At 68.9% G+C, this 21,081-nt stretch carries 23 protein-coding genes; 15 read left to right on the top strand and 8 right to left on the bottom strand.

All coding sequences use genetic code 11. The features are described from left to right. Positions 1-9 precede the first annotated feature (9 nt). Positions 10-1,251, top strand: a complete 1,242-nt coding sequence (locus ACV7GQ_RS09365) for a P-loop NTPase (protein ID WP_470309983.1) — start codon at positions 10-12, stop codon at positions 1,249-1,251. 32 nt (positions 1,252-1,283) lie between these two features. On the opposite strand, the gene pyrI is transcribed toward ACV7GQ_RS09365, so the two are convergent. Then, a complete protein-coding gene (gene pyrI, locus ACV7GQ_RS09360; RefSeq protein WP_470309982.1) occupies positions 1,284-1,748 on the bottom strand; it encodes an aspartate carbamoyltransferase regulatory subunit in 465 nt (154 codons plus the stop codon). Further along, the gene (pyrB, locus tag ACV7GQ_RS09355; RefSeq protein ID WP_470309981.1) at positions 1,745-2,662 is read right to left on the bottom strand and encodes an aspartate carbamoyltransferase; all 918 of its coding nucleotides are present in this window, start codon (positions 2,660-2,662) and stop codon (positions 1,745-1,747) included. The genes pyrI and pyrB overlap by 4 nt, the downstream gene beginning before the upstream one ends. A gap of 88 nt (positions 2,663-2,750) precedes the next feature. Here pyrB and ACV7GQ_RS09350 point away from each other — a divergent pair, with 88 nt between their 5' ends. The 3 genes from ACV7GQ_RS09350 to ACV7GQ_RS09340 all read left to right on the top strand — a co-directional run bounded on the left by ACV7GQ_RS09350 (position 2,751) and on the right by ACV7GQ_RS09340 (position 4,308). Beyond that, the gene (locus ACV7GQ_RS09350; protein WP_470309980.1) at positions 2,751-3,380 is read left to right on the top strand and encodes a MinD/ParA family ATP-binding protein; all 630 of its coding nucleotides are present in this window, start codon (positions 2,751-2,753) and stop codon (positions 3,378-3,380) included. A 29-nt stretch (positions 3,381-3,409) separates the two neighbouring features. Next, entirely contained in the window at positions 3,410-4,039 is a 630-nt protein-coding gene (locus tag ACV7GQ_RS09345) for an RAD55 family ATPase (protein WP_166969463.1), read from the top strand. Positions 4,040-4,167: 128 nt separating this feature from the next. Beyond that, on the top strand, positions 4,168-4,308 hold the full coding sequence (locus tag ACV7GQ_RS09340) for a DUF7129 domain-containing putative zinc-binding protein (protein WP_470309979.1): 141 nt from the start codon (positions 4,168-4,170) through the stop codon (positions 4,306-4,308). 42 nt (positions 4,309-4,350) lie between these two features. Here ACV7GQ_RS09340 and ACV7GQ_RS09335 read toward each other — a convergent pair whose 3' ends face one another. Then, entirely contained in the window at positions 4,351-5,304 is a 954-nt protein-coding gene (locus ACV7GQ_RS09335; RefSeq protein WP_470309978.1) for an FKBP-type peptidyl-prolyl cis-trans isomerase, read from the bottom strand. Between the two features lie 51 nt (positions 5,305-5,355). After that, entirely contained in the window at positions 5,356-6,390 is a 1,035-nt protein-coding gene (locus ACV7GQ_RS09330) for a threonine ammonia-lyase (RefSeq protein ID WP_470309977.1), read from the bottom strand. 148 nt (positions 6,391-6,538) lie between these two features. Here ACV7GQ_RS09330 and cyaB point away from each other — a divergent pair, with 148 nt between their 5' ends. The 6 genes from cyaB to ACV7GQ_RS09300 all read left to right on the top strand — a co-directional run bounded on the left by cyaB (position 6,539) and on the right by ACV7GQ_RS09300 (position 11,798). Next, complete coding sequence (cyaB, locus tag ACV7GQ_RS09325) at positions 6,539-7,078, top strand: class IV adenylate cyclase (protein ID WP_470309976.1); 540 nt, start codon at positions 6,539-6,541, stop codon at positions 7,076-7,078. A 66-nt stretch (positions 7,079-7,144) separates the two neighbouring features. Continuing rightward, on the top strand, positions 7,145-8,347 hold the full coding sequence (locus tag ACV7GQ_RS09320; protein WP_470309975.1) for a methionine adenosyltransferase: 1,203 nt from the start codon (positions 7,145-7,147) through the stop codon (positions 8,345-8,347). 230 nt (positions 8,348-8,577) lie between these two features. Further along, entirely contained in the window at positions 8,578-8,982 is a 405-nt protein-coding gene (locus tag ACV7GQ_RS09315) for a carboxymuconolactone decarboxylase family protein (protein WP_470309974.1), read from the top strand. Positions 8,983-9,029: 47 nt separating this feature from the next. After that, positions 9,030-10,217, top strand: coding sequence for a tRNA sulfurtransferase (locus ACV7GQ_RS09310; protein ID WP_470309973.1), 1,188 nt, complete (start codon positions 9,030-9,032; stop codon positions 10,215-10,217). Positions 10,218-10,244: 27 nt separating this feature from the next. Then, entirely contained in the window at positions 10,245-10,769 is a 525-nt protein-coding gene (locus tag ACV7GQ_RS09305; RefSeq protein ID WP_470309972.1) for a DUF5804 family protein, read from the top strand. Positions 10,770-11,033: 264 nt separating this feature from the next. Beyond that, positions 11,034-11,798: a helix-turn-helix transcriptional regulator gene (locus ACV7GQ_RS09300; RefSeq protein ID WP_470309971.1), complete on the top strand. Its 765-nt coding sequence runs from the start codon at positions 11,034-11,036 to the stop codon at positions 11,796-11,798. Here the strand turns inward: ACV7GQ_RS09300 and ACV7GQ_RS09295 are convergent. Then, positions 11,795-12,718: a PLP-dependent cysteine synthase family protein gene (locus ACV7GQ_RS09295; protein WP_470309970.1), complete on the bottom strand. Its 924-nt coding sequence runs from the start codon at positions 12,716-12,718 to the stop codon at positions 11,795-11,797. The two genes, ACV7GQ_RS09300 and ACV7GQ_RS09295, sit on opposite strands and share 4 nt — an antisense overlap. 109 nt (positions 12,719-12,827) lie before the next feature. On the opposite strand from ACV7GQ_RS09295, the gene ACV7GQ_RS09290 reads away from it, so the two are divergent. Further along, entirely contained in the window at positions 12,828-13,262 is a 435-nt protein-coding gene (locus tag ACV7GQ_RS09290; RefSeq protein ID WP_470309969.1) for a DUF488 family protein, N3 subclade, read from the top strand. A gap of 42 nt (positions 13,263-13,304) precedes the next feature. Beyond that, positions 13,305-13,700, top strand: coding sequence for a thioredoxin family protein (locus tag ACV7GQ_RS09285; protein WP_470309968.1), 396 nt, complete (start codon positions 13,305-13,307; stop codon positions 13,698-13,700). On the opposite strand, the gene ACV7GQ_RS09280 is transcribed toward ACV7GQ_RS09285, so the two are convergent. Further along, positions 13,701-15,839, bottom strand: a complete 2,139-nt coding sequence (locus ACV7GQ_RS09280; RefSeq protein ID WP_470309967.1) for a thioredoxin domain-containing protein — start codon at positions 15,837-15,839, stop codon at positions 13,701-13,703. It abuts the gene before it with no gap. 100 nt (positions 15,840-15,939) lie between these two features. Here ACV7GQ_RS09280 and purD point away from each other — a divergent pair, with 100 nt between their 5' ends. The 3 genes from purD (at position 15,940) to ACV7GQ_RS09265 (ending at position 19,396) form a co-directional block, all read left to right on the top strand. Beyond that, complete coding sequence (gene purD, locus ACV7GQ_RS09275) at positions 15,940-17,238, top strand: phosphoribosylamine--glycine ligase (RefSeq protein WP_470309966.1); 1,299 nt, start codon at positions 15,940-15,942, stop codon at positions 17,236-17,238. A gap of 108 nt (positions 17,239-17,346) precedes the next feature. Then, on the top strand, positions 17,347-18,846 hold the full coding sequence (locus tag ACV7GQ_RS09270; RefSeq protein ID WP_470309965.1) for a TrkH family potassium uptake protein: 1,500 nt from the start codon (positions 17,347-17,349) through the stop codon (positions 18,844-18,846). A 40-nt stretch (positions 18,847-18,886) separates the two neighbouring features. Next, complete coding sequence (locus ACV7GQ_RS09265) at positions 18,887-19,396, top strand: acyltransferase (RefSeq protein ID WP_470313151.1); 510 nt, start codon at positions 18,887-18,889, stop codon at positions 19,394-19,396. Here the strand turns inward: ACV7GQ_RS09265 and ACV7GQ_RS09260 are convergent. Together ACV7GQ_RS09260 and dacZ are read right to left on the bottom strand one after the other, a co-directional pair. Next, positions 19,393-20,187 (bottom strand): mechanosensitive ion channel domain-containing protein, encoded by a 795-nt coding sequence (locus tag ACV7GQ_RS09260; RefSeq protein WP_470309964.1) that lies wholly within the window; start codon positions 20,185-20,187, stop codon positions 19,393-19,395. The two genes, ACV7GQ_RS09265 and ACV7GQ_RS09260, sit on opposite strands and share 4 nt — an antisense overlap. Before the next feature lie 2 nt (positions 20,188-20,189). Continuing rightward, the gene (dacZ, locus tag ACV7GQ_RS09255) at positions 20,190-20,999 is read right to left on the bottom strand and encodes a diadenylate cyclase DacZ (protein WP_470309963.1); all 810 of its coding nucleotides are present in this window, start codon (positions 20,997-20,999) and stop codon (positions 20,190-20,192) included. Positions 21,000-21,081 lie beyond the last annotated feature (82 nt).

Below are 21,081 nucleotides of genomic sequence, written 5' to 3'. Positions count from 1 at the left end.
CCCACGACCATGACCGAGAACGCCCGTACGACCCTGACCGACCGCGTCGAAGCACAGCTACGCAAGGTTCGCGACCCGCAGGCCGACCTCTCCGTCTTCGAGGCGGGGTTCGTCGAGGACGTCGCCGTCGACGACGGCGAGGTGACCGTCGAGGCCGACCTGACGTCGCTCGACGGCGACACCAGCAACGAGGTGATAGAGGCCATACTACGGGCCGTCGACGACGTCGACGGCGTCGAGAGCGTCCACGTCGAGAGCGCGACCCCATCCAGCGAGGACCGGGCGAGCGTCGCGTCGTTCGACCACGTCATCGCCGTCGCCAGCGCGAAGGGCGGCGTCGGGAAGTCGACGACGGCGACGTACCTCGCGTGTGCGCTGGCGGCGGACAACGACGTGGCCCTCTTCGACGCCGACATCCACGGCCCGAACGTCCCCGGACTCCTCGACGTCTCGGGGCCCGTCCACTCCAGCGACGAGGGCGACCCGCTGCCGATCCGGACCGACGGGATGGACGTGATGAGCGTCGGCCTGATGGAGGACGGCGCGCCGCTCGCGTGGCGCGGCGCGATGGCCCACGACGCGCTGGAGGACCTCTTCACCAACACCGCGTGGCGCAACGACGACGTGCTGGTGGTCGACCTCCCCCCGGGGACCGGCGACATCGTCCTGACGACCCTGCAGGAGGTGCCCGTCGACGGCGTGGTCGTCGTGACGACGCCGTTCCACGCCAGCGTCAGCGACACCAGTCGGACCGTCGAACTGTTCCGGGACAACGACGTGCCGGTCCTCGGGACGGTCGTCAACATGGCCGAGTACGTCTGTGACTGCTGTGGCGAACCGAACGACCTGTTCGAGGACGATGCCATCGGTGACCTTGACGCGCCCGTCCTCGCGGAACTGCCGTTCACGCACGACCTGCAGGGCACGCCTGCGCCCGGCGACGTCCCCGAGGCGATGGCCGACCTCGGCGACGCCGTCGGTGACGCCGTCGAGACGGCCGGCCAGGTCGAGGTGCCGGACCACGCCGTCGACATCCGCGGCCTCGCGCCGGAAGAGCGCAAGGACCGGGTCCGGGAGGCGTTCACCGCCCTCGACGGCGGCGAGGCGTTCGTGCTCGTGAGCGACCGGGACCCGACGCCGGTCGGCGCGTTCCTCGGCCGCCTCGCGGAGGCGCCGCGGGAGGCGTTCGACCCGTTCGAGGTCCGGCGGGCGACGCCGGACGACTGGGTGCTCGAGACGGTGCGGCCCTGAGAGACGCGGAAAAAGTCGAGAGCCGGTCGTACTCAGTCCGCGAGGATGTGCGCGGGCAGGTCGTCGCGGATGATGGTATCGCAGTACTCACAGCGCACGCCGTCGTCGACGACGGCGAACCGGGACTCGACGGGTTCGTCCTCGGTGGTGATGCAGTTGTGGTTCGGACACTCGAGCACGCCCTCGACCATCGACGGGCGCTCGACGCGGTGTTTCTCGACGACGTCGTACTCCCGGACGATGTTGATGGAGGCGGCGGGGGCGATGAGCGAGAGCACGTCGACCTCGTCCTGGGAGAGCTCCCGGCCCTCGACTTTCACGATGTCCTTCTTGCCGAGGCGGTCCGAGGGCATGTTCATCGCGACGGAGACGGACTCGCCGCTGGTGCCGTCGATGCCGAGGATGGCGAGGACGTTCAGCGCCTGTCCGCCGGTGATGTGGTCGATGACGGTGCCGTTGCGGATTTTCGAGACGCGAAGTTGCTGGTCGTCGCTCATCGGGGCTCACCTCCGAGCATCAGGTCCAGCAGTGCCATCCGCACGGGCACCCCGTTGTGGGCCTGCTGGAAGTACTGGGCGTGGTCGGTGTCGTCGACGTCGTGGGCGATCTCGTCCACTCGCGGGAGCGGGTGCATCACCGTCAGGTCGTCCTTCGCGGCCGTCAGCGTCTCGCCGTCTATCTGGTACTGTCCGGCGACCTCGCGGTACTCGCTCTCGTCGGGGAACCGCTCGCGCTGGATACGCGTGACGTAGAGCACGTCCAGCTCCGGCAGAATCTCGTCGAGGTCGGTGTGTTCTCTGACCTCGGCACCCTCCTGGTGCAGGTCGTAGCGGACCGACCGCGGCAACTGCAGCGACTCGGGGCTGATGAAGTGCTGGCGCGCGTCGACGTTCGTCAGCGCGTGGGCCAGCGAGTGGACGGTGCGACCGTACTTCAGGTCGCCCATGATGCCGATGGTCAGGTCCTCGAACCCGGCGTTCTCCCGGATGGTGTAGAGGTCGAGCAGGGTCTGGGTCGGGTGCTGACCGGCGCCGTCGCCGGCGTTCACGAGCGGGACGTCGACGAACTCGCTGGCCATCTTCGCCGACCCCTCCATCGGGTGGCGGAGCACGAGCGCGTCCGCGTACCCCTCGACGACGCGGACGGTGTCGGCGAGCGACTCGCCCTTCTTGACACTCGAGGACTCCACCGACCCCATGTCGACGATGTCGCCACCCAGCCGCTTCATCGCCGTCGTGAAGCTCATCTTGGTCCGGGTGCTCGGTTCGAAAAAGAGCATCCCGAGCAGCGTGTCCGCGTGCCGGTCCGAGTACGCCCCCGGGTCCTCGGCGATGGCGGCCGCGTGGTCGAGCACCGCCTCGATGTCGGCCCGCGACAGTTGTTTCGCGCTGATGATGTGGTCGTGCCGCATCTTACACGGTACCGCGCCCCCGACGCTCTTGAATCTCCCGACACGGGCGGGCGAACGTTCAAATCCGGTGCCGTGCCCAGCCCCCGGCATGCTCGCTATCGCCGGCGGAAAGGGCGGCTGTGGGAAGACGACGACGGCGCTGGGCCTGGCCCGCGCGCTAGCGACCCTCGGCCGACGACCGCTCCTCGTCGACGCCGACCTCGACATGCCCGACGTGCACCACCGGGCGGGGACGGACCGTGTGGCCGCCCTCGCCGCCGTCGCCGACGGCGAGCGACCTGCGGCCGTCGCACGGCGGTCACCACGGCTCGCCGGCGTCGACGTGCTCTCGTGTTGCGAGGCGTGCCCGTCGACGGCCGCGTCGGCGTTCGCTCGCCTCCGGCAGTGCGACCGGCCCGTGGTGCTCGATTGCGCGGCCGGTGCCGGCCCCGACGCCGCCGTCCCGCTTCGCGCCGCCGACCGGACCGTCCTCGTCTCGACCCCCACCGGCCAGAGCCTCCGAGACGCGGCGAAGACGGCGGCGATGGCGAGGCATCTCGACGCTCCGCCAGCGGCGGTGGTCCTCCCGCGGAGCGACGGGACCGCCGACCCGGCCCGGCTGTTCGACTGCCAGCGTATCGTCCACGTCCCGGCGCTTCCGGAACCTCCACTCGAAACCGAGGAATCGGCGTCTCGGTACCTGACGTGTGCGAAAATCCTGTGCAAGCGGAATATTTAATCGGTTGGGTATGCTTGTCTCCAGATGGCATGGTGAACCGGCTCCGAACGGGCATCGACGTCCTCGACCGGAAGCTCGACGGCGGGATTCCAGCGGGGAGCATCGTCGCCCTCACCGCCCAGCCGGCCAGCCAGGCGGAGCTGTTCCTCTACGAACTCACCGCCACGCGCGGGACGCTGTGGCTCTCGCTCGACCGCACGGCCCAATCGGTCGTCGCGAGTATCGAACAGACGCCGGCCAACACCGGCGACCCGACGGTCCGGCACATCTCCGGGGAAGCGCCGCTGGACAACGCGGGGAAGCTCGTCTCGGCGCTCCCGGAGACGTCGAACCTCATCGTCGACCCGCTCGACGTCCTCGAGGCCCAGGAGCCACACTCCCGGTTCCGCGCGTTCATGAACGACCTGCAGAACCACATCGTCAACACCGGGAGTCTGGCCATCCTGCACTGTCTGGACGGCCGGGACGTCCCGCCGCTTCGCGATACGACCGAGCACTTCGCCGACGTGGTGTTCCAGCTCAAGACGACCACGAACACCGACGAGGTGGAGAACCGCCTCGCCATCCCGAAGTTCCGGGGCGGCCGGGCGCCGAACGACGTCATCAAACTCGACCTCGTCGAGGAGGTCAGCATCGACACCTCCCGCGACATCGCCTGACGGCGGTCTGTCTCTTTCCGACCGCAGGCGGGACGTCTCCGTGGACAGTCACTCTCGCGTCGACACTCTGGTCCACACCGATAGAGCAATGCTAACGCTTAACACCGAATAGGTGTTATTGAATCTACATGAGTGGTCGAGACCCACTCGCGAAAGAGCAGCGGCAGTTCCAGTGCGAGAACTGTGGCTTCCGGACGACAGCGCCGAGCCGGAGCCTCAGCTGTCCGAAGTGTGGCGGTCGGATGACCGACAGGGCCATCCCGGGCTGACCGTCGGAACCGACGAGAAGGCGGCGTCGGTCCGCGGTCGACTTACTCTTCTGCGCCTTCGATCTCGTCGACGATCTCCTCGGCGTCGACGTCGGCGTCCTCGAGGGCCTCCTCGATGTCGGCGCCACCGGCGCCGCCCATGCCGCCCATCATGCCGCCCATACCCATGCCCATGCCGCCGCCGAGCTCCTCCTGGACGATGATGCGGTCGACGTCCAGCAGCTGGGTGAGCTGCTGCGCGATCTGCTGTTTGCCCATCATCCACTGCTGGTTCATGGTCAGCTGGGGCGTGGCCTCGATGTAGAGCGTGTCCTTCTCGACCTCGACGGTCTCGTACTCGGGTTCGCCCTCCTCGTCCTCGTCGTCGGACTCGACGACCTGCTCCTCCTCGACGGTGTCCGTCTCGAACCAGAGGTCGAGCTTCATGTCGAGCATCATCTCGATGATGCCCTGTGCCTTCTCCTCGCGGTCGGTGACCTCCGCGACGATCTCGTAGTCGTACTCGACGTCCTCACCGGCCAGCGGGTGGTTGAAGTCCACGCGGGCGCGGCCGCCGATGATGGTCTCGACGTGGCCGTGCTCGCCGTCGACGTCGACGTGCGCGCCGGGGTAGCGGTCGTCCTCCGGAATCTTGTCCTTCGAGACGGTGCGGACTTCGCTCTCGTCGTACTCGCCGAACGCGTCGGCGGCGGCGATGGTGACGCTGCCCTCGTCGCCGACCTCCTTCCCGTAGATGTCCTCCTCGACGTCCGGGAAGATGTGGTTCTCCCCGAGCACGATGACGCGGGGGCCGAACTCCTGCTGTTCGGTGTCGATGCCCTCGTCCTCGGCTATCTCCTCGTCCGTGGTGTCGACGAGCTGTCCGTCCTCGACGGTGCGGGCGGTGTAGGCGAGTTTGACGACGTCACCCTCCTGCAGGCCGCTCTCGGTCTCTTCGTCGGCCGTCTCTGCTTCGGCTTCCTCTGCTACGTCCTCGGCCTCGGAGTCGTTGCTCATACCGTGTTCGTCAGTCGTGGCACTCTTAAGAACAACGTTTCCCGTCGGCGCTCACGCGGCGTGCTCGCTCTCGGCGAGCATCCGCTCGAGCTTCTCGAGGTCGATGTTCCGACCGGAGACCGGGATGACGACCGTCTCGCCGGCTATCTCGTCCCCGGCCTCGACGGCGGCGGCCACGGCGGTCGCACACGCGCCCTCCATGACGATGCGCTCGTCTGCGAACAGTCGGGCCACGCCGTCCCGGATGGCGTCCTCGCTGACGAGGCGGAAGTCGGCCAGTCCGTCCCCGAGGACGCCCATCGTGAGCGCGAAGGGGACCCGCGTCGCGACGCCTTCGGCCGTCGTCTCCATCCGGTCGTGGGGTTCGAGCGACCCGTCCGTCCACGCGCGGTGCATGGCGGGGGCGGCCTCCGACTGGACGCCCACGACGTCAGCGTCGGTCAGTTCGCCGACGGTGAGACAGTAGCCCGCGGCGGAGGTGCCGCCGCCAACCGGACAGAACACGCGGTCGACGTCGGGCAGTTCGTCCACGACCTCCAGCCCCGCGGTCCCCACGCCGGCGACCAGTTTCGGTTCGTTGCCCGAGTGGACGTACCGGGCGCCCCGTTCCACGGCCAGCTGCTCGATGCGCTCGCGGGCCGCGTCGTAGTCCGGGCCGTGTCTGATGACCTCGGCGCCGAGGCGCTCCATCGCGGCCACCTTCCCGTCGTTGGCCTCCGCTGGCACGCCGATGGTGACGGGCACGTCGAACTCCCGTCCGGCCCACGCGATAGACTGGCCGTGGTTCCCCGAACTCGCGGTGATGAGTCCTGCCTCGCGGAACTCCGCGGGCAGCGACGAGACGAGGTTCACGCCGCCCCGTACCTTGAACGCGCCGGTGGGGAGCGTGTCTTCCCGCTTGAGGTAGACCTCCGCGTCGAGGGCGGCCGACAGCGTCTCGCTGCGCACGAGCGGCGTCGCCGGGAGGTGCTGGCGGACGACCTTGCGCGCCCGGGCCACGTCGGCCGTCGTCGGCGGCGTCAGGTCGTGATAGGGGAAGACGGTCGTCTCGTCGGGGGACTCGACAGGTTCGTAGCGACCGTCCATACTCCTTCCCGGGGGCGGGGGACACTAAAACTCGCGGTCCGCGGTAGGGGGTCGTTACTCCACGCCGGCCGCCGGGGCTAGGCCGAAACCCGCGAGACGCCGAGCCGGGATGCAATCGCTTTTCCCGGCCCCGACAGAGGGGACAGCCATGTACGAAGTCGAAGTCAAGGTCGCCGCCGACCTCGCGGCCGTCGCCGAACGGCTCGACGAACTCGGGGCCGAACACACCGGCGACGTCCTGCAGGTCGACACCTACTACGACGCACCGCACCGGGACTTCGCGGAGACCGACGAGGCGCTCCGGGTCCGCCGCGAGACGCGCGACGGGGAGACGGCGGCCCGCATCACCTACAAGGGGCCGCTCGTCGAGGCCGAGTCGAAGACGCGCGAGGAGGTCGAGACCGGCGTCGACGACGGCGAGACGGCAGACGCCATCTTCGCGAACCTCGGGTTCGACCCGGCGGCGACGGTGCGGAAGGACCGGCGGTTCTACCGCTACGACGGCTACACCGTCACGCTGGACGACGTCGAGGGCGTCGGCGAGTTCGTCGAGGTGGAGACCGAGACCGACGAGAGCGGCGTCGAGGCGGCACGGGAGGGCGCTTTCGCGGTCCTCCGAGAGCTCGGACTGGACCCCGAGGACCAGACCCGGACGTCGTATCTCGGCCTACTGCTCGAAGATGCGTGAAGGTAATCTTTCTCCGTCGAGCGGTTCCCGTAAGTTATAGAAGCGGGCACAGCAAAGTGCAGTGCAATGACCGACCGGAACATCCACGTCCAGCCCGAGAGCGGGTTGGCAGTCGAGGACCAGAACGTCGAAATCGTCGAGCGCAAGGGCATCGGCCACCCGGACTCCATCTGCGACGGCGTCGCCGAGCGCGTCTCCCGGGCGCTCGCCCAGACGTACCTCGACCGCTTCGGCAAAGTCCTCCACTACAACACCGACGAGTCCCAGCTCGTCGCCGGCACGGCGGCTCCGGCCTACGGCGGCGGCGAGGTCCTCGAACCCATCTACCTCCTCATCGTCGGTCGCGCGACCAAGGAGTACGAGGGGCAACGGATTCCCGCCGAGAGCATCGCCCTGAAGGCCGCCCGCCAGTACCTGGAGGAGCACTTCCCGTACCTCGACGTCGGCGGCGACATCATCGTCGACGTGGAACTCGGCGAGGGGTCGGGCGACCTCCAGAGCGTCTTCGGCGAGGAGGGCACCGTCCCGATGGCCAACGACACGAGCTACGGGGTCGGCCACGCGCCGCTCTCGGAGACGGAGCAGATCGTCTACAACACGGAGCGGAAACTCACCGGCGAGTACGCCGCCGACAACCCCGTCGTCGGGCAGGACGTGAAGGTGATGGGCAAGCGCGAGGGCGACCACATCGACGTCACGGTCGCCGTCGCGATGGTGGACGAACACGTCGAGGACCTGCTGGCCTACGAGCAGGCCGTCGAGGAGGTCCGGGCGTACGTCGAGACGCTCGCGACGGAGTACACCGACCGCGACGTGACCGTCCACGTCAACACCGCCGACGACTACGACGAGGAGTCCATCTACCTCACGACGACCGGCACGAGTGCCGAACAGGGCGACGACGGCTCCGTCGGCCGCGGCAACCGCGCCAACGGCCTCATCACGCCGAACCGCCCGATGAGCATGGAGGCCACCTCCGGGAAGAACCCGGTCAACCACATCGGGAAGATATACAACCTCCTCTCGACGGAGATCGCCCGGTCGGTCGTCGACGAGGTGGACGGCATCCGGCAGCTCCAGATCCGGTTGCTCTCGCAAATCGGCTCGCCCATCGACGAACCACACGTCGCCGACGCCATGCTCGTCACCGAGGAGGGCGTGGCCGTGAGCGAGATAGAGGGCGAGGTCCGCGAGGCCGTCGACGCGGAACTCGCGAGCGTCACCGACGTGACCCGGCAGGTCATCGAGGGCGACGTCTCGACGTTCTGAACAGCTGACCGTACCGAGCCGTTTCGCCGAGGTTTTCCACCGTCTGCGGGCGGCGTCCGTCGACGGCAGACCTGCGCGGACGCTGTCACTTTCTCCCGGGTAAGAAGCCGGGGCACGCGATAGCTCGGCAAATGTGAACACATAACTATCCGGTCGCGGAGCCGACCTCTACGGGCACCGAGGCTGCGAACTGTCGAACCGCACGACCGAACAGCGAAGACCGACAACCCATGGCGACACAGCAACAACCCACAGAGGTCGAAGAGGAGATCACCGAGACGTTCGGGATGGTGCCACCACCGCTGGACACGATTCCCGAGGACGACATGGTCGGCGAGTGGCACTTCTTCCACAAGTACACCGTCGGCGAGTCCGAGATTCCACCGAAGTATCGGGAACTGATGGGGCTGGCCGTCGCGGCCAACATCAAGTGTCCGTACTGCATCCACTTCCACCGGAAGGCGGCGGCGATGCACGGCGCGACCGACGCGGAACTCGCCGAGGCCACCTCCCTGGCGAGTCTCACCTCGCGGTACAGCGCCATGCTCCACGCCCAGGAGACCGACCTAGACGAGTTCAAGGTCAAGATGGCGCAGGTGGCCGACCACCTCGAGGAGCAGCTGGCGGGCGACTGAGCCCGCGGAGCCGACACCCATTTATCCGCGATTCGGCAAAGGCGGGTATGCACCCGCCCGACGCCGACGTCGTCGTCGTCCGCCACGGCGAGGTCGGGGTCAAGAGCGAACAGGTCCGCCGGCGGATGGAGGACCGACTCGCCGAGAACCTCACCGCGATGTTCGACGCCCGCGGCCTCGCCGGCGACGTCGAGCGGCGCCGCAACCGCCTGTTCGTCCACACCGACCGACCAGCGGCGGTCACCGACGCCGCCGCGGACACCTTCGGCGTCGTCTCGGCGTCGGCGGCCGTCGCCGTCGACCCCACGCTCGACGCCATCTGCGACGCCCTGCACGCGGCGACCGAGGCCCGCTACGACGGCGGCACCTTCGCGGTCGACGCCCGGCGCGCCGGCCCGAGCGACGCCCATCCGTTCGCCAGCACAGACATCGAGTCGGAGGGCGGAGCGGCCGTCTGGGACGCTATCGAGTCTCTCGGGGCGACGCCCGAGGTGGACCTCGACGACCCCGACTTCCGGCTGTACGTCGAATGCCGCCCCGACACGGCGTACGTCTTCCTGACGAAGCAGTCCGGTTCCGGCGGGCTGCCGCTGGGCACCCAACGGCCCGTCGTGGCACTCGTCAGCGGCGGCATCGACTCGCCGGTCGCCGCGTGGAAGCTCATGCGCCGGGGCTGTCCCGTGATTCCCGTCTACGTCGACCTCGGGGACTACGGCGGGCCGGACCACCGGGCGCGGGCGAGAGCGACCGTCGAGACGCTGGCCGAGTACGCCCCCGGACGCCCGATGGCGATGCACGTCGTCGACGCCGGCGACGTGGTCGCCGACCTCGCCGCGTCCATGACCGACCTGCGGATGCTCGCGCTCCGGCGGTTCATGCTCGCGACGGCCGAGGCGGTGGCCGAGGAGGAGGGCGCCGTCGGCGTCGTCACCGGCGAGGCCATCGGCCAGAAGTCGAGTCAGACCAGCGCGAACGTCGCCGTCACCGACGTCGCGACCGACCTCCCGGTCCACCGGCCGAACCTGACGCTGGACAAGGCCGAGATAACGGCGCTCGCGCGCGACATCGGTACGTTCGAGGACTCGACGGTCGACACCGGGTGTAACCGGGTCGCCCCGGAACTGCCCGAGACGAACGCGACGCTCGCGGCGGTCCGCGAGGCCGAGCCGGACGACCTGTTCGAGCGTGCCCGGACGTGTGCCCGAGCGCGGACGGTCGTGGCTATCGAAAGCTAAATCTCCGGGGCGGGCCACGGACGACCCATGACGCAGGTCTGTCTCGTCGGGAGCGAGGACGTGAACCTCCAGTACGAACTGCTCTCGCGAGAGACCGCCCGGTCGGCGCTGGCGACCTACGACCTGCGGGAACCGTTCGAGAACGCGCTCAGGCTGGAGACCGTGAGCCTCGGAGCCGCCGTCGCCCTGCTGAACGACCTGAACTGGTACCTCGTCCGGTTCGCAGACGCCGCCTTCGTCAGGGAGCCATCCGTCAGCGAGACGGAGTGGCTCTCGCGGGACCTCGCGACGGCCATCCGGGACGACCGGATAGCGCCCGAAGACACCGGCCGGTTCCTGAAGGTGTACGGCGTCGTCGAGAGCGGGACGGACGAGGACGGCGAGGCGACCGCCGAGACGGACGACGGCCCGACGACCGAACCGACAGACCCGCCTCGCCTCGTCGAACCGATGTTGCTCACGCGGACGGGCGAGACGATTCCGGAGTACGACCTGCGAGAGGTGGACGATACGCTGGTCGTGCGCGTCACCGAGTCGGAGTTCGGCGCGTGAGGAACGGCATGGTGGGTGCCCGGCTGTCAGAGGCGTGGTCGGGTGGACTGGCTGTCAGAGGCACGGTCTTCCGACCGGGTGGACACTCCTGCAGGGTACTGACGCTGTCGTATCGACGTACCCCATCGGATCCGTCGGGCCGAGACGTACTTATACCGACTGCCCGGGAAAATTACCGGCCCCTGATATTCTACCAGTACCCGCTCTCTGGTCGGCGTCCAGTGACCAGAAGAGACATCTGTCAGCCCTGATACGTCCCCGTCGATGGTCTCAGTTCCGGACACCGCCGACGTCGTCGCGAAGCGTCGAGACGTACTGCGAGCACTTTCGACCCCGACGACGAAACCGGAACTCGTGGACCGGCTGGGCGCGTCGCGCTCGACCGTCGACAGGGCCATCGACGCACTGACCGACGAGTCACTCGTCGAGCGACGAGAGAGTCGGTACGTGGCGACCTACGCGGGGCGTGAGGCGCTGGCTGCCTACGACCGGTTCCTCGGGCGCCTCGACGCGCTCACCGAGGCCCAGCCGGTCCTCTCTGCGCTCCCGCCCGACGTCGACGTAGACCCTGCCGTCCTCGAGGGCGCACAGGTCGTCGAGTCGACCCCGGCGGCCCCCGAGCGCCCGGTGGAAGCCAACGTCGAACGGGTCCGCGGGGCCGAGCGGTTCTTCGGAACCGGCCCGGCCGTCGTCCCGCGCTACATCGACGTGGTCGCCTCGCTGGTCGAGGGTGAGGGCACGGAGATAGAGCTCGTCCTCACCGACGACGTGGTCGCGGCGCTCTCGGACGTCTATCCCGACGGGATGGACACGCTCACCGGGGCCGACGGCCTCTCTATCTTCGTCACCGACCGGACGATGCCGTACGCCCTCTGGACCGCCGAGAAGCCGGAGATGACCGTCAGCGGCATCGTCGTCTACGACGACACCGGCATCGTCGGCGTCGTCAACAACGACACCGAGGCGATGAACGAGTGGGCCAGCGAGCAGTACGCGCGGTTCAAGGACGCGGCTCGGCGCCTCGCCTAGTCGAACATCCCGGTCGACATGTACCGCTCGCCGCTGTCCCAGTAGACGGTGACGACGAGGGGGTCCTCGACCCCGTCCTCGGCGAGTTCGCCCGCCACCTCGCGGGCCGCGAGGTTCGACGCGCCGGAGGACTGGCCCACGAGGATGCCCTCCTCGCGAGCGAGGCGGCGACACTCCGACTCGGCGTCGTCGAGCTCGACGGTGCGGACGTCGTCCAGCAGGTCGACGTCGAGGTTCTCGCTGACGAACCCTGGCCCCATCCCCTGGAAACTGTCCTCGCCCTCGCCGGGGTCCATCCCGGAGAGCACGGCGTTGTCGGCCGGTTCGACGCCGACGACGTCGAGGTCGGGGAACGCCTCTCGGAGGCGGCGGCCGGTGCCCGTGATGGTCCCGCCCGTGCCGATGCCGGCCACGAGTGCGTCGACGGTCCGGTCGCCGACCTGCTCGAGTATCTCCGGGCCGGTCGTCTCGTAGTGGGCCTGCGGGTTCGCGGGGTTCTCGAACTGGCGCAACTGGACGTACCCGCTCTGGTCGGTGAGCTCGTCCGCGCGCTCTTTCGCGTCGGAGATGTCGCCCTCGACGAGTTCGATGTCGGCGCCATAGGCCCGCATGATCTCGCGGCGCTCGGGGGACTTCGAGGACGGCATCACGAGGACGACGTCGTACCCCTTCGCGGCCCCGACCATCGCCATGCCGATGCCGGTGTTGCCGCTGGTCGGTTCCACGAGGGTGTCGCCGGGGCTCAGGGCGCCGTCCGCCTCGGCGCGCTCTATCATGAACTTCGCCGGTCGGTCCTTCGCTGACCCGCCGGGGTTGAACGACTCGACCTTCGCGGCGACCGTCGCGCCCTCGGGGGCCCGGACCGACACCAGCGGCGACCCGATGGCGTCGGTGATAGACTCGTGTAGTGTCTCGTGCATTGCCGTCGCGTACGCCAGCCCCACTTAAAACCCCTAGTGGAGCCCTCGATTCCTGTGGGTGGTGCGCGCTCCCGGCAGGCTTTTCCGCGGTCTGGGCGACAGTCAGGACATGAGCGGTGCCGTCAGCGACACCTACGTCGCGGCGATTCAGCACGACCTCGCCGACCTCTCGGGCGACGAGACGCTGGTCGGCGTCGTCCGCGAACCGACCGGCTGGTTCCACGCCGCTGTCGACGAGAACCACCCCGAACTGGGACCGCCGTCGGACCTCCTCGCCGAGACGAAACGGCGCGCCGAGGACCTGCAGATGCAGGGGCTCTGCGAGGAGGGCGCCCACAACGCGGCGTGGGACGAGACGGACTTCGCCGACCGCTACCGGACCCACCTCGACGAGAGCGAGGCGGCCCAGCGCGCCGTCAGGGACCTCGCCGACCGGATTCGCGACGGCGAGACGGTCGTCCTCGTCTGCTTCGAGGGCGAGCGCAAGCGCTGTCACCGGACGCTCCTGCGCGAGCGCCTCCGTTCCCGCCTCGAACGGTGCTGAACAGTCGGGGGGTTCAAGCCACTCCCCGCGCTACGGGGAGCTATGAGTGAGAGCGGAACGCTCGAAACGATGGAACCGAACCCGGTCTGGGTGGAGGACGCCTACTCCGACACCGTCGACGTCCTCACCCGCCACGCCGCCGAGCTGGAGTATCACGTCTGGGGCGGCGACTGGTGCAAAGACTGCCGGGCGCAACTGCCGGACTTCGGAGCGGCGCTGGAAGCCGCCGGCGTCCCTGCGTCGAAGATCCACCACTACCCGACCGAGAAGGCCGACGACGGCACGAAGACCGGACCCAAGGTCGAGGAGTACGGCGTCGAGTACATCCCCACCGTCGTCGTCGAACGCGACGGCGAGGAGATAGCTCGGTTCGTCGAGGAGGAACCGGTCCCCATCGCCGTCTACCTCGCGAACGAAATCGAAGCGAAACTCGAATAACTAGTTCTGCCCCCACGACAGGGCCGCCGAGAGGTCGTGTTTGGGGGGTGAGCAGGCGAAGTTCCGACAGGCGTACACGGTGGGGGCGCCGTCGGCCGCGTCGCGACCGGCCCAGATGGGCGGCGCGTCCTCGACGCCCAGCGTGTCGAGCCACGCGTCGAACGTCGCCGCGTCGTCGGGGCGCCACGCCAGCAGTCGCCGCGGAACGTACGTCTCGGCCAGCGACTCCGTCCACTCGGTCGGCGGGTCCGCCGGGTCACAGACGAGAGTCAGTTCCAGCGACCCCTGTTCGTAGGTGTCCGTCGCCAGCGTCAGCGAGGCGTGCTGGAGCGGGTTCGAGGAGACGCGGTCGGCGTGCGTGCGCAGGACCTTCTCGGCCACGTCGCCGAACCGGTCGTCGTCCCTGAACTGGGTCAGTTCCAGCAGCAGTTCGACGGCGACGCCCGTGCTGGAGGGGGTCGACTGGTCGGTGAGTTCCTGCGGCCGGGCGACCAGCGCTTCGCCGCCGCTCGGGGTGAAGTAGAGCGTCTCCTCGGCGTCGTCCCAGAACGCCTCGGTGATGACCTCTGCGAGGGTCGTCGCGAAGTCGAGGTGGGTCACCTCGCCCGTCGCCTCGTACAGGTCGAACGCGCCGCGAGCGAGGAACGCGTAGTCCTCCAGATAGCCGTCGATGGCCACGTCGCCGTCCTTGTACCGGCGGCTGAGACGCTGTGCGTCTTCGTCCCACAGGTGCTCGCGGACGAACGCCAGCGCGTCGGCGGCCACGTCGGCGTAGTCATCGTCCAGCACGACGGCGCCCTCGGCGAGCGCCGATATCATCAGCCCGTTCCACCCGGCCAGCACCTTCTCGTCGCGGGCCGGCCGGGGGCGGTCCTCGCGGGCCGCGAACGTCTCGTTCAGCGCCAGCCGGAGCTTCTCGGTTATCTCGTCCTCGCTCAGGTCGTACTCCTCGGCGAGGACGGGGACGGGCTTGCGGACCGCCAGCACGGTCGCCCCCTCGAAGTTGCCGCGTTCCGTGACGCCGTAGTACTCACAGAAGATGTCCGCGGCCGTCTCGTCCGTGACGGCCGCGTGGACCTGCTCGGGCGTCCAGACGTAGAACGCGCCTTCCGCCGTCTCGCCGTCGGGATCGTCGGGCGGTCGGCTGACGGCGTCCAGCGTACTGAAGAACCCGCCGTCCTCGTGCTGGAGTTCCCGCTGGACGAACTCGAACGTCTCCCGCACGACGGCGGCGTAGCGCTCGTTGCCCAGCGCCTGGTAGCCGGCGAGGAAGGCCCGCGGTATCTCGGCATTGTCGTACAGCATCTTCTCGAAGTGGGGGACGCCCCACTGGGGGTCCGTCGAGTAGCGGTGGAACCCGCCGCCGACGTGGTCGTACAGCCCCCGGTCGGCCATTGCGTTCAGCGTCTCCTCGACGACGGTCAGGTAGTCCTCCCCTCCACCCTCGGCGTGCGCGCGGAGCAGGGCGTGAAGCCGGCCTGTCTGGGGGAACTTCGGCCCGCCGGACCCCCACCCGCCGTTGTCCCGGTCGGCGCCGCGGTGGGCGATGGTCGCCGCCGTCTGGACGAGGTTCTCGTCGGGGTCGCTGGGGTCGCCGGCCGTCGCCTCGAGGTCGCTCTCGATGGCGTCGGTCCACTGCTGGGCGCGGTTCTCCATCTCCGCGCGCTGTTCGGGGTCGGACCACGAGTTCGACAGTTGCTTCAGCAGGTCGTGAAAGCCCGGTTGGCCCCGTTTCTCCTCGGGCGGGAAGTACGTCCCGACGTAGAACGGCTCGCCGTCGGGCGTGAGCCACGCCGACAGCGGCCACCCGCCGCCCCCGGTGACCTGCTGGCAGATGCTCATGTACACCGAGTCGAGGTCCGGCCGTTCCTCCCGGTCGACCTTCACCGGGACGAAGTGCTCGTTCAGCGTCTCGGCGATGGCCTCGTCCTCGAAGCTCTCCTCCTCCATGACGTGACACCAGTGACAGGCCGCGTAGCCGATAGAGAGGAAGATGGGGACGTCCCGCTCTTTCGCGGCCTCGAGGGCCGCCTCGTCCCACGGCTGCCAGTTCACCGGGTTGTCCGCGTGCTGGCGGAGGTACGGGCTCTCCTCCCCGTCGAGTCGGTTCCGCGTCGTCGGGTCCGAACTGTCGCTCATGGCTCACCTTCGGAGGGCCGCGGGGAAAAGGGGTCCGTCCGCGGCACCGGAACGGCCCGAGAGAGCAATACTTACGTCCACGCCCATCCGGCCATGAGGTATGACAGAGACAGTGCTGCTGGTGGGTGGCGGCGGCCGAGAACACGCCGTCGCCCGTTCGCTCGCCGACTCGGACGCCGACCTGTACGCCTGTGCGGGCAACCGCAACCCGGGCATCGTCGCGCTGGCCGACGGGTTCGAGACGCTGGACACGACGAACCCGCAGGCAGTCACGACGTACGCCCGCGAGGTCGACGCGACGCTGGCCGTCGTCGGCCCAGAGGCGCCGCTCGCGGCGGGCGTCGCCGACGCGCTGGACGACGCCGGCGTCTACGCCTTCGGCCCGCAGGCAGACGAGGCCCGCATCGAGACCGACAAGGCGTTCCAGCGCCGCTTCATGCAGGAACACGACATCCCCGGCTGTCCGGACTTCGAGACGTTCGAGGACATGGAGGCCGCCTGCGAGTACATCGACGAGTACGACGGCGACCTGGCCGTGAAGCCCGCCGGCCTCACGGGCGGCAAGGGCGTCCGCGTCATCGGCGACCAGTGCACCGCCGAGGAGGCCAAGGCGTACCTCCGCGACTCGGACTACGACCGCGTCGTCCTCGAGGAGCGCCTGGTCGGCGAGGAGTTCACCGTGCAGGCGTTCGTCGCGAACGGGCAGCTCCGGGTCACGCCGGCTGTGCAGGACCACAAGCGCGCCTACGAGGGCGACGAGGGGCCCAACACCGGCGGGATGGGGAGCTACTCCGACGCGAACCTCGAACTCCCGTTCATGACCGAGGACGACTACACCGACGCCGTCGACGTCCTCCGAGCCACCGTCGAGGCACTGGACGGCTACAAGGGCGTCCTCTACGGGCAGTTCATGCTGACCGAGACGGGGCCGCGCGTCGTCGAGTTCAACGCCCGCTTCGGCGACCCCGAGGCGATGAACACCCTGCCGGTGTTGAACACGGACTTCCTCGACGTGCTGACGGCCGCCCGCGACGACCTCTCGCTCCCGCAGCTGTCCTTCCGCCCGCAGGCCACCGTCTGTAAGTACGCCGTCCCCGAGGGCTACCCGACCGAACCGGAGGCCGGCGCGAAGGTGACCATCGACGAGGACAACGCCGGCGAGGCCATCCTCTACTACGCCAGCGTCGACCAGCGCGAGGACGGCATCTACACGACGACCTCTCGCTCGTACGCCGTCGTCGGCGTCGCCGACACCATCGGCGAGGCCGAGGAGATAGCCGAGGGCGCGCTGGAGCGGGCCGGCACCGAGGGCCTGCGCGTCCGCCACGACATCGGCACGGCCGACCTCGTCCAGCAGCGCATCGACCACATGGACGAGATTCGCGGCGGCGCGGACTGAGTCTCGCGGCCCCGATTCCGTCGCTGGTCGCGCAGGATTGAAGCCGTTCGCCCCTGTCTGTGGCGCTGTGCGCGTCGAGACAGTCGGACGGACGGGATGTGACCGCCGGTGGCGCTGACGACAGTCGACGTCCGGTCGTCGCTGAACGTCCTCGGACGGATACTCCAGTGGCTGGCCGTTCCGCTCGCCGTCCCCGTGGTCGTCGCGCTCCTCTACGGCGAGTCGCCGGTCCCGTACCTGCTCGCCATCGCCGCGACGGTCGGCGTCGGCACCGCGTTCGCCCGGTTCGAGCGCCACCGCATCCACGACCGGGAGGCGTTCCTCACCGTCTCGCTGGCGTGGCTGGGCATCGCCGTCGTCGGCGCCGTCCCGCTGTACGTCGAGGGGACCGGTGTGTTCGCCAGTCCCGTCAACGCGCTGTTCGAGGGGATGAGCGGCATCACGACGACGGGCGCGACGGTCATCCGCGACTTCGACGCCCACTCGCAGGCCCTCCTGATGTGGCGGCAGGTCCTCCAGTGGCTGGGCGGCCTCGGCGTCCTCCTGCTCGCGACGGCGGTCCTCTCGCGCCTCTCGGTCGCCGGCGCACAGCTGATGGAGACCGAGACGCGGACGAAGGACGTCACGAAACTCACGCCGGGCATCGCCCAGACGGCGAAGATACTCGCGCTCGTCTACCTCCTGTTGACCGCGGGGGCGGCCCTCGCGCTCCTCGCGCTGAACGCCGTCGGCCTCGCCCCCTCGATGACGCCCTTCGACGCCCTCGCCCACGCCCTGACCGCCATCGCGACGGCGGGGTTCTCGCCGCGGGCCGAGAGCGTCGGCGCGTTCTCGCCGGCGGTCCAGTGGGCCGTCACCCTGTTCATGATCGTCGGGGCGACGAACTTCGTCCTGCTGTACGCCCTCACGCAGGGCAACACGCGGCGGCTCCGCCGGAGCGAGGAGTTCCGCTTCTACCTGGCCATCCTCGGCGCCGGCACGGTGCTCGTCGGGGGGCTGCTCGTCGTCGACCCGCGGTTCACGGCCGACCCGGAGACGACCCTCCGGCACGCCACCTTCCAGGTCGTCTCCATCGTGACGACGACGGGGTACGCCTCGACTGACTTCAACACGTGGTCCGCGGCCGCGAAGAACGTCCTCTTCGTCGGGATGTTCAGCGGCGGGATGGCCGGCTCGACGACCTGCTCTATCAAGACGCTCCGGTGGCTCATCGTCACGAAGTCCTTCTGGCGGGACCTCAACGTCTCGGCCCACCCGCGGAGCGTCCGCGCGGTGCGAGTCGGTCGGGACGTCGTCGGCGAGGACACGATTCGTGACGTCTACGCCTACACGCTGGTCGCGCTGGTCATCTTCATCGTCGGCACGGTCCTGCTGGTGGCGGACGCCGAACGGGTCGGCGACCCCATCACGGAGTTCGAGGCGCTCTCCGCCGCCGCGTCGATGTTCTTCAACATCGGCCCGGCGTTCGGGCAGGCCGGCCCCTACGGCACCTACGACGGGTTCGCCCGGTCGAGCAAGCTCCTGATGGTCCTCCTGATGTGGGTCGGCCGCATCGAGATCATCCCGGTGATGGTGCTGCTGACGCCGACGTTCTGGCGCCGGCCGTGAGCCGCCGGTTCCGAGTGGTTTGATTACGACCGGGGCGCAACTGACGGGCGTGAGCGGCCCACGACACGACGACCTCGACCGCTATCCGACGCCCGGCCCCCGCAACTCCCTGTTCTCGTGGCCGAGCGCGAAGCACCCGCTCCGCGTGATGGTCAACTACGTCGTCATCTGGATCTGTCGAGTCTCGCCCAGTCTGCAACTGAAGAACTGGCTGCTGCGGCGGCTCGGTACGACCGTCGGGACCGGCGTCGCGTGGGGGCTGGAGTCGACCCCGGACGTGTTCTGGCCCGAACTCATCACCGTCCGCGAGGACGCCATCGTCGGCTACGACGCCACCCTGCTGTGTCACGAGTTCCTGCAGGAGGAGTACCGCACCGGCGAAGTCGTCGTCGGCGAGCGCGCGATGATAGGCGCCGGCGCCGTCGTCCTCCCGGGCGTCGAGATCGGCGCCGACGCGCAGGTCGCGGCCAACTCGCTCGTCACCGAGGACGTCCCGCCGGAGACGACCGTCGCGGGCGTCCCCGCGGCGCCGCTGGACGCCGAGGACTAGTCGCGGACGCGGACGATACCGGACTGCATGACCTGCTGGTTCGGGATGATGTGTTCCCTGTCCTCGCTCTCGACGTGCGTGACGAACATGTCGACCTCCTGGACGATGCCCTGCTGGTCGCCGATGACCACCTCGTCCCCGATGCTGTACGGTTCGGTCAGGAGGAGGTAGAGCCCGGCCGCACTCGAGGCCAGCAGGTCCTTGAGTGCCAGTCCGGCGAGGAAGACGATGCCGAAGGAGTACGCCGCCAGCAGGATGAGCAGCGCCATCGTCTCGACGCCGAGCTGGTCCAGCGCGACGAGGATGGCGAGGAAGAAGATGCTGTACTTGACGAGCTCCGGCAGGACGCCTGCCTCCGGGAGCTTCACGCTCCGGAGTCGTTCGGAGACGACGAGCCGGGCCTTGTCGCCGGCGATGAGACCGATGATGATGGCGAAGACGGCGATGAACAGGTTCGGGAGGAAGGCGGTGAAGCGGGTCCAGTACGCCTCGGGGCTGACGAGCTGGGCGATGTTCAGCGCGACGGTGATGGCGAGGATGTAGACGAACAGCGCCGCGAGGTTCGAGACGATGCCCACCGTCGACGTCCCGAGGCTCCGGGCGGTTCGTTCGAACGGCGTCCCCTCGACGCTCTCCGGGACGCCCAGCTCCCGCATGAACTCCCGGGACGCCCGCCAGACGAGGAACCCGACGAGGACGCCCAGTCCCAGCACCAGCAGGGAGATGACGAAGGTCCCCTCGGGCGAGAACAGCGTCCTGATGAGGTTCGGCCAGTCGAATCCGAACTGCATGGTCAGTACTCCTCGGGGTCTATCTCGAGGACGAGCTCCCCGCCTTTGAACGCCCGCACGAGTCCGTCGCTCTCCGAGAGGACGATGGCCGTCGCGTTCGTGTCACGGGTGATGGCGCCGCCGGCCATGTGCCGGGCTCCGAGCCCCTTCGGGATGTCGACGCCCTCGGCGGAGGGTTCGAGGTACCGGTACGCCGAGACTATCTTCCCCGCGTCGGAGATGACGAACGCGCCGTCCAGCCGCGAGAACTCCTTGAGCATCACGTTGACGATGGGGTCGCCGACGTGGACGTGGGACTTCTCGAAGGGGTTGTACGAGAGCGGCCGGGACTTGTTCATCACCTTGCCGGCGTCGCCGACGACGAACAGGGCGCCGACGGGCTTGCCCTTCTGTCCCTTCTTCCCGAGCTCGACGGCCACCTCGAAGACGTCCCGGACGACGCCGGGTTCGGCCCGCGAGTTGACGAACAGGTCGTACACCCCAGAGGGGGTGAAGTCGGTCGTTTCGATGCGGGCGACGGTGTTCGCCACCCCACCCATGAACCCGCTCACGCAGACGACCTCGTCGCCCTCCTCGACGAACTCCTTGTCGAGGGCGCCCTCGATGCCGAATCGAATCCGGCCCTCGAGGTCGGTGAAGTCGATGGGGAGCTCGACGAACGACTCGGCCTCGACGGCGTTCTCCGGGCCGACGACCACGACAGGCTCCTCGGCGTCGGCGAACCGTTCGAACTCCGCCGAACTCGGCGAGAAGAGGAACACGGCGTTCGCGTCTGCGACCACGCCGTCCAACAGGTCGCGCAACTCGTTCATTGTACGTATCACGACTGCAGACAGGAAAAAAGCTTGTGGGCCGTCAGCCGCCCGTCCGCCACTCAGCCGACGGGTTCGCCGG

The organism is Haloarcula sp. MBLA0163 (genome assembly GCF_055632435.1).
This window is presented reverse-complemented; position numbering and strand designations above follow the sequence as displayed.